The organism is Herbiconiux sp., assembly GCF_023264895.1.
Lineage (GTDB): Bacteria > Actinomycetota > Actinomycetes > Actinomycetales > Microbacteriaceae > Herbiconiux.
Map to the genome: position 1 here is coordinate 1 of NZ_JAHFUY010000028.1, position 10,626 is coordinate 10,626.

The 10,626-nt window shown below is 70.0% G+C and carries 11 protein-coding genes and 1 pseudogene; 4 read left to right on the top strand and 8 right to left on the bottom strand.

Translation table 11 applies throughout. From position 1 onward, the window contains the following. Together Q0D57_RS06335 and Q0D57_RS06340 are read left to right on the top strand one after the other, a co-directional pair. Positions 1-320, top strand: a 320-nt coding sequence (locus Q0D57_RS06335) for a hypothetical protein (RefSeq protein WP_291039990.1), incomplete at its 5' end; no start/stop codon positions are given. Positions 321-444: 124 nt separating this feature from the next. Continuing rightward, positions 445-1,278 (top strand): VOC family protein, encoded by an 834-nt coding sequence (locus Q0D57_RS06340; protein ID WP_291039992.1) that lies wholly within the window; start codon positions 445-447, stop codon positions 1,276-1,278. 153 nt (positions 1,279-1,431) lie between these two features. Here the strand turns inward: Q0D57_RS06340 and glpK are convergent, their stop codons facing one another. Genes glpK through Q0D57_RS06355 form a run of 3 tightly spaced genes read right to left on the bottom strand, consistent with a single transcriptional unit; the run spans position 1,432 to position 5,650 of the window. Beyond that, positions 1,432-2,955, bottom strand: coding sequence for a glycerol kinase GlpK (gene glpK / locus Q0D57_RS06345; RefSeq protein ID WP_291040004.1), 1,524 nt, complete (start codon positions 2,953-2,955; stop codon positions 1,432-1,434). A gap of 45 nt (positions 2,956-3,000) precedes the next feature. Further along, positions 3,001-3,771, bottom strand: a complete 771-nt coding sequence (locus Q0D57_RS06350) for an MIP/aquaporin family protein (protein ID WP_291040006.1) — start codon at positions 3,769-3,771, stop codon at positions 3,001-3,003. A gap of 49 nt (positions 3,772-3,820) precedes the next feature. Next, positions 3,821-5,650 (bottom strand): glycerol-3-phosphate dehydrogenase/oxidase, encoded by a 1,830-nt coding sequence (locus Q0D57_RS06355; RefSeq protein WP_291040008.1) that lies wholly within the window; start codon positions 5,648-5,650, stop codon positions 3,821-3,823. Between the two features lie 92 nt (positions 5,651-5,742). Between Q0D57_RS06355 and Q0D57_RS06360 the strand changes: the two genes are divergently transcribed. After that, on the top strand, positions 5,743-6,708 hold the full coding sequence (locus Q0D57_RS06360; protein WP_291040010.1) for a sugar-binding domain-containing protein: 966 nt from the start codon (positions 5,743-5,745) through the stop codon (positions 6,706-6,708). Here Q0D57_RS06360 and cofC read toward each other — a convergent pair. Beyond that, positions 6,668-7,327 carry a 2-phospho-L-lactate guanylyltransferase gene (gene cofC, locus Q0D57_RS06365; protein ID WP_291040012.1) on the bottom strand — a complete coding sequence of 220 codons (660 nt, stop codon included), beginning with the start codon at positions 7,325-7,327 and terminating at the stop codon, positions 6,668-6,670. The two genes, Q0D57_RS06360 and cofC, sit on opposite strands and share 41 nt — an antisense overlap. 108 nt (positions 7,328-7,435) lie before the next feature. On the opposite strand from cofC, the gene Q0D57_RS06370 reads away from it, so the two are divergent. Next, complete coding sequence (locus Q0D57_RS06370) at positions 7,436-7,843, top strand: DapH/DapD/GlmU-related protein (RefSeq protein ID WP_291040013.1); 408 nt, start codon at positions 7,436-7,438, stop codon at positions 7,841-7,843. A gap of 101 nt (positions 7,844-7,944) precedes the next feature. Here the strand turns inward: Q0D57_RS06370 and Q0D57_RS06375 are convergent, their stop codons facing one another. The 4 genes and pseudogenes from Q0D57_RS06375 to Q0D57_RS06390 all read right to left on the bottom strand — a co-directional run. Continuing rightward, entirely contained in the window at positions 7,945-8,751 is an 807-nt protein-coding gene (locus tag Q0D57_RS06375; RefSeq protein ID WP_291040015.1) for a coenzyme F420-0:L-glutamate ligase, read from the bottom strand. Next, positions 8,748-9,749: a TIGR03557 family F420-dependent LLM class oxidoreductase gene (locus Q0D57_RS06380; RefSeq protein WP_291040018.1), complete on the bottom strand. Its 1,002-nt coding sequence runs from the start codon at positions 9,747-9,749 to the stop codon at positions 8,748-8,750. Before Q0D57_RS06380 ends, Q0D57_RS06375 begins: the two co-directional genes overlap by 4 nt. Beyond that, positions 9,749-10,240: a pantetheine-phosphate adenylyltransferase gene (gene coaD, locus Q0D57_RS06385; protein ID WP_291040020.1), complete on the bottom strand. Its 492-nt coding sequence runs from the start codon at positions 10,238-10,240 to the stop codon at positions 9,749-9,751. Before coaD ends, Q0D57_RS06380 begins: the two co-directional genes overlap by 1 nt. 36 nt (positions 10,241-10,276) lie before the next feature. Then, positions 10,277-10,626: pseudogene (locus Q0D57_RS06390) on the bottom strand (hypothetical protein); the annotation flags it as partial.

A 10,626-nucleotide genomic window follows, 5' to 3' on the forward strand; every position in this document is an offset into this window, starting at 1 on the left:
TCACTCTCCAATCGTCGAGTGTTCACTTTTCACCGCCACAACTGTCCAGTTTTCAACCGCCGCCGACAGATGGGCGAATACACGGACAGGCGCTATTCGATACGGGGAAAGGGATGCTCTCGTGGGCTCCGGACAGCACCGCCTCACCGCTCCGGATCACGGTCGACGATCGGTCGACGACCGACGACGAACTCAGCGGCCTGTCGTTCGCACACGAGATGAAGGTTGATAGCGAACCGGAGAGTATGCGCTGGACTTATACCGAAGGTGAGGACTGGGACGTGACGACGACCTTCGTCTGGGCGCGGCAGAGAGAGTAGTGCTCTCATGTGCCGGCTGGGCTCTCGTGGGGCCGCCCACAGTCGAAGAGGACGCCGCCCGCCAGTTCCACGGGTCCGCACGGCGGCGTAAGGTGTCGGCCATCGGGTGGCTGGAGGAGACGACATGGGTGAGGTGGCGCGGACGTATCCGCAGGGTGTGAGCTGCTGGGTGGATGTGGAGGCGCCCGACGTGGGGGCGGCGGCCGCTTTCTACGGCGGGCTGTTCGGGTGGGCGTTCGACGACGTGATGCCCACCGAGGCACCCGGGAGCTACCTCATCGCGCAGCTCGAGGGGCGCGACGTGGCGGCCATCGGCACGCCCGCCTCCGCGCGCACGACCGCCGTCTGGAACACGTACTTCGCGGTCGACGACGCGGATGCTATGGCGCGCGAGATCGTGCGGGCCGGCGGCACCGTGGTGGCCGAGCCCGCCGATGCCGGGCCGGGCGGGCGGGCGGCCGCCGGCCGCGACTCACAGGGCGCCGGGTTCGCGCTCTGGCAGGCGCGGCGACGGCTCGGGGCGCAGGTGGTGAATGTGCCGGGATCGTGGAACTTCAGCAACCTGCGCACGGGCGACCTCCCCGCCGCGAAGGAGTACTACGAGCGCCTCTTCGGCTGGCGCTACCTCGACCTCGGCGAGAGCGTCGAGCACCTGATCGCGGTCGACGGCTACGGCGACCACCTGGCGGCGACGTCGGATCCCGGGATCCGGGAGCGCCAGGCCGGCTTCCCGGCGGGGTTCGCGGATGTTATCGGCGCCGTGCAGCCTGCGGCCCCCGGTGAGCAGCCGCACTGGCAGGTGGTCTTGACGGTGGCATCCCGCGACGAGTCGATCGCCCGCGCCCTGGAGCTCGGCGCGACGGTGCTCTCGACGACCGAGACCCCGTGGGCCGCCCACGCCGACCTCGAGGACCCCCAGGGCGCCCTCCTCACCCTCAGCGAGTTCCTGGCCGGCTAGGGCCCCGACCCGCCCGCGCGACTTGACCCGACCGGGTGCTTGCCGCTGGGCGCTCTTACGCAATCACAAGGGGCCGCCGCGACCGCGCGCGAGCGCGGCCACGACGGCCCATGTCCCCCGCGCCGCAGAGGCGGCGGCGCGGAGTGTATCCAGCTACTCCACGTCTTCGTCGACCCAGTCGAAGGTCTTCGTGACGGCCTTCTTCCAGTTCCGGAGCTGGCGCTCACGCTCGTCGGAGTCCATCTGCGGCTCCCAACGGGAGTCCTCCTGCCAGTTGGCGCGGAGCTCACCGAGGTCGGCCCAGTAGCCCACCGCGAGACCGGCCGCGTAGGCCGCTCCGAGCGCCGTGGTCTCCGCCACGACGGGGCGCACCACGGGCACGCCCAGGATGTCGGCCTGGAACTGCATGAGCGTGTTGTTCGCGATCATGCCGCCGTCGACCTTGAGCTCGGTGAGGTCGACGCCGGAGTCGGCGTTGACCGCATCCAGAACCTCGCGCGTCTGGAAGGCCGTGGCCTCGAGCGCCGCGCGGGCGATGTGGCCCTTGTTCACGTAGCGGGTGAGGCCCACGAGCGCACCGCGCGCATCCGATCGCCAGTACGGCGCGAACAGACCCGAGAACGCGGGCACGAAGTAGGCGCCGCCGTTGTCGTCTACCGTGTTCGCGAGCGTCTCGACCTCGGGTGCCGAGGAGATGATGCCGAGGTTGTCCCGAAGCCACTGGATGAGCGATCCGGTGACCGCGATCGAGCCCTCGAGCGCGTAGTGGGCCGGCTGGTCGCCCAGCTTGTAGCCGAGGGTCGTGAGCAGCCCGTTCTTGGAGTGCACGATCTCGGTGTCGGTGTTGAAGATGAGGAAGTTGCCGGTGCCGTAGGTGTTCTTCGACTCGCCGGCGTCGAACGCCGCCTGGCCGAAGGTCGCGGCCTGCTGGTCGCCCAGGATGCCGGCGACCGGCACCTCGCGGAGCAGGTTCGACGACTCGACGGTGCCGTAGACCTCGGAGGAGGACTTGATCTCGGGGAGCATCGACTTCGGCACCCCGAACGCCTCGAGGATGTCGTCGCGCCACTCGAGCGTCTCGAGGTCCATGAAGAGGGTGCGCGAGGCGTTGGTGACGTCGGTCGCGTGCACGCCGCCGTCGGTGCCGCCCGTGAGGTTCCACAGCACCCAGGTGTCGGTGGTGCCGAACAGCAGGTCACCGGCGTCGGCCTTCTCGCGCGCACCCTCGACGTTCTCGAGGATCCAGACGATCTTCGTGCCCGAGAAGTAGGTCGCGAGCGGCAGGCCCACGATCGGCTTGAAGCGCTCCACGCCGCCATCGGCCGCCAGCCGGTCGACGATCGACTGGGTGCGGGTGTCCTGCCAGACGATGGCGTTGTAGACGGGCTTGCCGGTGTTCTTGTCCCAGACCACCGCGGTCTCGCGCTGGTTCGTGATGCCCACCGCGGCGATGTCGTGGCGGGTCAGGTCGGCCTTCGAGAGGGCGAGGCCGATGACCTCGCGCACGTTGGCCCAGATCTCCATCGGGTCGTGCTCGACGTAGCCGGCCCTCGGGAAGATCTGCTCGTGCTCCTTCTGACCGGTCGACACGATCGTGCCGGCGTGGTCGAAGATGATCGCGCGGGACGAAGTCGTCCCCTGGTCGATCGCCAGCACGTACTTCTTGTCTTCAGACATTCTCTACTCCTTCGTTGGATGAAATGTGGTGGATGTGACTCGTGATCACGTGAGGATGGGCAGCAGCGGGATCGCGGCGAGTCCCGCGAGCACACCACCGATGATGGGGCCGACGACCGGCACCCAGGAGTACGACCAGTCGGACGAGCCCTTGCCCTTGATGGGCAGCAGCGCGTGCGCGATGCGCGGGCCGAGGTCACGGGCCGGGTTGATCGCGTAGCCCGTCGGGCCACCGAGGGACGCACCGATCGCGATCACGAGCAGCGCCACGGGCAGAGCACCGAGGGCAGCGAGACCACCCTCGCCCTGGCGGCCGCCGCCGAAGCCGATCACGACGAACACGAGCACGAAGGTGCCGATGATCTCCGTCACGAGGTTCCACCCGTAGGAGCGGATCGCGGGGCCGGTGGAGAATACGCCGAGCTTGTTCGCCGCCTCGGGCTCCGCGTCGAAGTGCTGCTTGTAGGCGAGCCACACGAAGACGGCACCGATGATCGCACCGATCAGCTGCGCACCGATGTAGGCGAGCACCGAGAGGGCGTTCACCGGCACCAGGGTGTCGGCCGAGCCGAACTCCGTCGCACCGTTGGCGAGGAGGCCGAGCGTGACCGCGGGGTTGAGGTGGGCGCCGGAGGCGTACGACACGATCACACCGCAGAAGACCGCGAGGCCCCAGCCGATGTTGACCATGAGGGTTCCGCCGTTGAAGCCCTTGGTGCGGATGAGCGCCACGTTCGCGACGACGCCGCAGCCGAGGAGCACGAGCAGAGCCGTTCCCACCAGCTCCGCCAGGAAGTCGATACCGAGATTGTCCACGTTGACCTTTCGTTAGGGGCTCCGCCGGCACCGTGCCGGCGGGCCCGACTCAGTTGACGGCGCCTGCGGCCGTCGTGCTCTTCGCCTCGACCACGATGCCGTGGAAGAAGCGGAGGTTCTCGGCCGCCTGGCGGCGCTCATCGGCGACCCGCTCTGCCGACCAGCCTAGGGATTCGGCGGCGATCCCGCTCAGTTCGTCGAAGACGTCCTGAGTGAGCGATCCGACGAAGGCGATGATGCTGCGCCGCAGCACGAGGTCGGCCAGGTGCACGGCGTGCTCGCGCGTCATCAGGTAGTCGATCTCGCCCGTGCTGTACTCGGGCAGGGTGACGAGCGCCTGGTCGACGGCACCTTCGGGCCCGCTGTACGCGGCGATGTGCGCGCTGACCGCGGCGGCCTTCGTGCCGTAGCGGGCGAGCAGGATGCGCGTGCGCGCCTCGCCGAGGTCGGCGAACGTCGAGGCGGGGGCCACGGCGTGCTCCTTCACCCAGGCGGTCACGGCGGCGGGCGACTGCGGGAAGCCCACGCCGCCGCCGATCGCGAGGTCGGTGGTGCTCACCGTGCGGGTCTTCCCGAGCAGCGCGAGCGTGTCGTTCGCGAGGTGCTCGGAGAGAGCGCGGAAGGTCGTCCACTTGCCGCCCACGAGGCTGAGCTGAGTGACCTTCGAGCTGCCGGCGAACCCGGTCTTCTCGATCCGGTAGTCGCGCGACACGAAGCCGGGGGCGGTGTCGCCGTGGCCGGGGAGCGGGCGGATGCCCGAGTAGCGGTAGACGATCTGCGGCCGGTCGACGGTGATGGTCGGGAACACGTGGCCGACGAGCTCGAAGAAGTAGTCGACCTCCGCCTCGGTGCAGACGCTCGGCTCGTTGATGTCGGCCTCGAGGTCGGTGGTGCCGACGAGCACGCGCCCGTTGAGCGGGTAGATCAGCACGATGCGGCCGTCGTTGTTCTCGAAGAACACCTCGCCGCCGGCGCAGGCCTCGTAGAGCTCGCGGTTGTCGAGCACGATGTGCGAGCCCTTCGTGCCGCCCATCCAGGTGGTCTCCTCGCCGAGGGCCTTGTTGGTGAGGTCGGTCCAGGGCCCGGTGGTGTTGATCACGACGTCGGCGGAGACGTCGAACGTCTCACCCGTCACCACGTCGCGGAGCACCACGGCGTCGCCGTGCGCGCCGATCGCCTCGACGTAGTTGGCGGTGCGGGCGTGCGGGCCGGTCGCGAGCGCATCCTGCACCAGGTCGAGCGCGAGCCGCTCGGGGTTCTCGACCGCGGCGTCGTAGTAGGTGGCGGTGTACTTCACGTCGGGGCGGAGCTTCGGCAGCTTCGCGAGCGACTTCCTGCGGCCCACGAACTTGTGGCGCGGCACGTTCCCGCCGTCGCGCGAGAAGGAGTCGTAGCCGAGCAGGCCGACCTTGATCAGGAGTGCGCCGCGCTCCTTGGGCTTGCCCTGCTGCTTGTGGGTGAGGAAGCGCAGCGGCGCGCTCAGGATGCCCGAGAAGGTGCTGAAGATCGGGATGGTCGTGGGCAGCGGCTTCACGTAGTGCGGGGCGAGGCGGAGCAGCCGGTTGCGCTCCTGCACGCTCTCGCGGACGAGGCGGAACTCGCCGTTCTCGAGGTAGCGCACGCCACCGTGGATCATGTGGCTCGAGGCGCTCGAGGCGCCCGAGAGGTAGTCGCCGCGCTCGACGAGCACGACGTCGACGCCCTGCAGGGCGAGGTCGCGGAAGGTCGCGATGCCATTGATGCCGCCACCGATCACGAGGACCGTGGTGCGGGGGTTCGAACGGATCGACTCGACGTTCGAACGGGTTTCCAGCTGGGAGGAGCTCACTGCGTACTCGCCTTCGTGTGTCTCGAGCAGGACTGCGATGCTGCAATCCATGCGACGACATACAGTTCTACGAGGTTCTTCACATATGATCAACCTCGCTGCACATATGTGCAGAGTTCGCCTGTTCGACGATGCGAGGACGCATGCCCACCGACTCCCTCGGCTCCGACAAGGTGCGTGAAGCGCTCCGCGCCGCCCACCTCTACTACATGCAGGACCTGACGATGGAGGCGATCGCGGCGGAGCTGCACACCTCCCGATCGTCGGTCTCGCGTCTGCTCGGGTTCGCCCGCGAGACCGGTCTCGTGGAGATCCAGGTGAAGTCGCCGGCCGACCGCGTCTCGTCGGTGCAGGATCGCATCCGGGAGCGCTTCTCGGTGACCGCGCACGTGGTGCCCGTGCCCGACAACACCGCCGAGGTCGACCGCCTCGAGCGCGTGGCGATGAGCGCTGCACGGATTCTCGGGCCGTTCTTCGACTCGAACATGACCATGGGGATCGCCTGGGGCTCGACCCTCTCGGCGGTCTCCCGCCACCTGCAGGAGAAGGTCACGCACAACTCGCAGATCGTGCAGCTGAACGGCGCCTCGAACGCCCGCACCACCGGCATCGGCTACGCGAGCGAGATCATGAGCCGATTCGGGGTGGCCTTCGGCGCCTACGTGCAGCAGTTCCCGGTGCCGGCGTTCTTCGACGACCCGCACACGAAGCAGGTGCTCTGGCGGGAGCGGAGCATCCGCCGTGTGCTCGAGATCCAGAAGCACATGGACGTGGCGCTCTTCGGCCTCGGATCGGCCTATGCCGACGTGCCCTCGCACGTCTACGTGGGCGGCTACCTCGACGACGCCGACTTCGAGCAGCTCACGAAGTCGGAGGTCGTGGGCGACGTCGCGACGGTGTTCTACCGGGCCGACGGTTCGAGCGAGGACATCCCGATGAACGCGCGCTCGACCGGGCCCTCGCTCGAGCTGCTCCGCAAGGTGTCGCGGCGGGTCTGCGTGGTGTCGGGGCGGTCGAAGCTGCCGGCGCTCCGCGGAGCCCTCGCGGCCGGCGTGATGACCGACCTCATCATCGACGAGACGACGGCGGTGGCGCTGCTGCGCGAGTAGCGGCGGCGCGGGAGAGCGGCCCGAGCCCGAGGGCGCGGGCGGTCTCGAGGTCGGCGGCGGTGTCGACGTCGCGGCGGAGCGTCGTGCCCTCCCGGAGGGCGAGCTCCACGTGGCCGGCGTCGCGGTGGCGGGCGGCCGAGCCGGCACCGAAGCGCGGCACGAGGGAGTGACCCGGCAGGGCCGTGACGAGCGTGGTGCCCGAGCCCTCGGCATCCGGCACGAAGGCGAGCGGATGCGCCTCGGCCCCGAGGAGGGCCTCGTCGAGATCGGCGGCCACGAGACACGGCAGGTCGCCGAGCAGCACGGCGACGCGGGCGCTGCCGGCGGGGCCCACGGCGTCGAGCCCCGCGAGCACGGCGGGGTTGAGGCCGGCGCGCGGGTCGTCGACGAGCTCGACGCCCTCGTGTCGGAGGTGCTCGGCGATGGGGGCCGTCGCATCCGTCACCACGATGATCCGGTGCACCCGCCTCGCGCTCCGGACCGCGGCGATCGTGTCGAGCGAGAACGCCTCGGCCAGGCGGGCCCGCGCCGCCGCATCGAGCTCGGGCGCGAGGCGCGACTTGCCCTCGGCGGTGCCCTTGACGGGCACGACGATGCTCCAGCGCTGGTCTTCGGTCACGATCACCGATTATCCCCCGCCTCGTGCCCCCTCCTCCCCCGCCCAAAAAGAAGAACGATCGGTCTGCATTCTCGGAATTATGCAGACGCATCGGTTGTTTCATTCATCGTGAGCAGGACATTTCTGGAGATCGAGCGCGAGCGCGGAGTCGTCTCGCGGTACCGCAAGCACGTCAACGGCAAGGGCTACGTGGCCGTCGGGGCGGAGGTCGACACCCTCGCCTACGTCGACCCCACGAGCTACGTCGAGACCGGGGCCCGCGTGGGCCCGAAAGCCCGCATCGGGGCCGGCAGCTGGGTGGAGTCGAACGCGGTGGTGGGCGCGGGGGTCATCCTCGAGGCCCACGTGCACGTCGGTGAGAACGCCGTGATCGGCCGAGGCGCCGTCATCGGCAGCCACACCCGCATCGGCGCCAATGCCGCCGTGGCCGACGAGGTGCGCGTCGAGCGCGACGCCACCATCACCCCCGGAGCCGTGCTCCGCCGCCGCGGCGAGGACTACTCCCGCGCCGCCTGACCCGCTGTCCCACGAGTGGGCAGTTTGCGCCCTATAGCGGCGATCTTGGGGCCGAAAGTGCCCACTCGTGGGAGAGGGGGCGGGGGCGGGGGCGGGACGGGTTACTCGGGGCGGGAGGCCGCGAGGCCTGCGGCGTACCCGGCCGCGTAGCCCTCGGCGAGGGCCTCGTCGGTGCCGAGGCGGAACATGTCGGTGGGCCCGGTGCGCGTGAGCGCCCGCGCCGGGGTGTCGAGCGACTCCGTGACGGCCTCGGCGTAGCCGCGCACGAGTGCGACCGGCATGCCGCTGGCCTTGCCCTTCACGAGGTCGGCGGCCGAGGCCAGCTCGTCGGCGATCGCCGACTGCGTCACCACGAGCTCGTGCCCGAAGCTGTCGGTCGTGCCGCGGAGGTCGTCGGTGACCCGCACGCCCGCCGCCCCGATGGCGAGGTCGGTCTGCCCCTCCCGCCAGGCGCGGCCGAGGGTGTCGGAGACGAGCACGCCGATCCGCACGCCGAACCGTTCGCGGAGGCCCGCAGCAAGCAGCCGCGCCGACGCATCCGGATCGACCGGCAGCAGCAGCACCGTGCCGTCGGGCGTGTTGCTCGCATCCACACCCGCCGCGGCCTGCACGAGGCCCTGGCGGTTCTCCACGATGCGCGTCACTCCCCCGGGATGCGCCCGGGTCGCCACCACGCGCACGGTCTCGGCGGTGATCGCGTCCTCCCGGTCGGCGGCCGCCACGCGCCGCCCCTCGGCCTTCGAGACGATCTTCGAGGTCACCACGAGGATGTCGCCCTCGGCGGCACCGAGCCCGGATGCCTCGAGGGCGTCGCCGATGAGCGCGGCCAGATCGGCACCCTCCTCGATCTCGGGGAGTCCGCCGAACGCCGTGACGGTGATGCTGCGGAGGCCCGTCGAGCCGCTCATCGGGAGAGCCTCGGCAGCACGTCCCGGGAGAACACGTCGATCCAGTCCTTCTGGTTGCGCCCCACGTTGTGCAGGTAGATCGCATCGAAGCCGAGGTCGGCGAAGTGCTGGATGTGGGCTCGGTGCACATCCGGATCGCTCGAGACCACCATGCGCCCCTCGAAGTCGTCCGGCCGCACCATCTTGGCCATCTGCTCGAACTCGAACGGGCTCCGGATGTCGGCCTTCGGGAACCGCATGCCGCCGTTCGGCCACTCGGTGAGGGCGTTCTGCATGGCCTCCTCGTCGGTGCGCGCCCAGGAGAGGTGCAGCTGGAGCACCCGAGGCATGCGCGAGGGATCCTTGCCCACCTCGCGCGCACCGTCGTCGAACTTCTGGAACAGCCCCGCGATCTTCTCCAGCGGCGCGCCGACCGTGATGAGCCCGTCGACCGTGCGGCCGGCGCGCTTGGCCGTCACGGGGCCGGCGGTGGCCACGAGCACCTCGGGCGCGACCTCGGGCAGCGTCCACAACCGGGTCGACTCGAGCTTGAAGAAGGTGCCGGAGTGCTTCACGTCCTTGCCGGCCCGGGAGGCGGTGAAGAGCTTGTTGATGACGTCGACGGCCTCGAACATCCGGTTGATGCGCTCGGGGGCCTCCGGCCAATAGCCGCCCACGACATGATCGTTGAGGGCCTCGCCCGAGCCGATGCCGAGCCAGTGCCGCCCCGGGTACATCGCGCCGAGCGTGGCGGAGGCCTGCGCGACCATGGCCGGGTGATAGCGGTAGCTCGGCGAGGTCACGCCGGGACCGAAGTCGCCGCGGGTGCGCTCGCCGAGCGCGGCGAGCACGGGCCAGACGAACGACGACTGCCCCTGCCGCGGCACCCAGGGCTGGAAGTGGTCGGCCGCCATGACGCCCGAGAAGCCGTGGTGCTCGGCGTAGGCCGCGAACTCCACCGCGTCGTTCGGCGCGAACTGCTCGAGCTGGGCGGCGTACCCGATCCGGAGACCGGCCATCAATCGGTGGTGTGCTTGAGGAACTCTGCCACGACACCCGGCACGTAGGGCGCGACGTCGCCGCCGAGCGCGGAGACCTGACGGACGAGCGAGCTCGACACGTGGGCGTGGGCGGGGTCGGGCAGCAGGAAGATGGTCTCGACGCCCGCGAGGTTGCGGTTGACGATGGCCATGGGGGTCTCGTAGGCCACGTCGACCTGCGAGCGGATGCCCTTGACGATGGCGGTGGCCCCGACGTCGGTGACGTAGTCGACGAGGAGGCCGACGCTCCAGGAGTTCACGACGATGTTCGCGTCGGCGAGCCCGCGCTCGGCGAGCGAGCTGTGGATGAGGTCGACGCGGTGGGCGATCGGGATGAGGGCGTGCTTGTCGGGGTTGTGCACCACCACGACGTGCACTTCGTCGAAGATGCCGGAGGCGCGCTCGATGACGTCGATGTGCCCCAGGGTGATGGGGTCGAAGGATCCGGGTACGACGGCCACGTTGCTCATGCGGTCCAGGCTATCAAGACGCGCATTTCGCGGGCGTTACGCGGTGACGCTCTGCGTCTCGCTCGTCGTGCTGCCTGCACGTCCGCCCCCCGGATGCCCTGCGCGATCGGCCTCGTGCCGGGCCGCCGCCTCCGCCACGACCGCCGCCGCCGCCACGAAGCGCTCGGTGACGTCGATCGCCGACGAGAGCAGGGCGTGGAGCCTGTCGTCCGGGAAGTCGGCGCAGGCCGAGCGCACACCGTCGGCCGCCATGGCGAGCACCGCGTGGGTCTGCCTCGTCGAGACCTCCTCGCGGCGCCAGCGCGACGAGGTGCGGTCGATGAACCGGCGCGCCCAGCCTGCCGCCTCGGGGGTCGATTCGAGGGCGCGGGCGAAGGGCTGCTCCC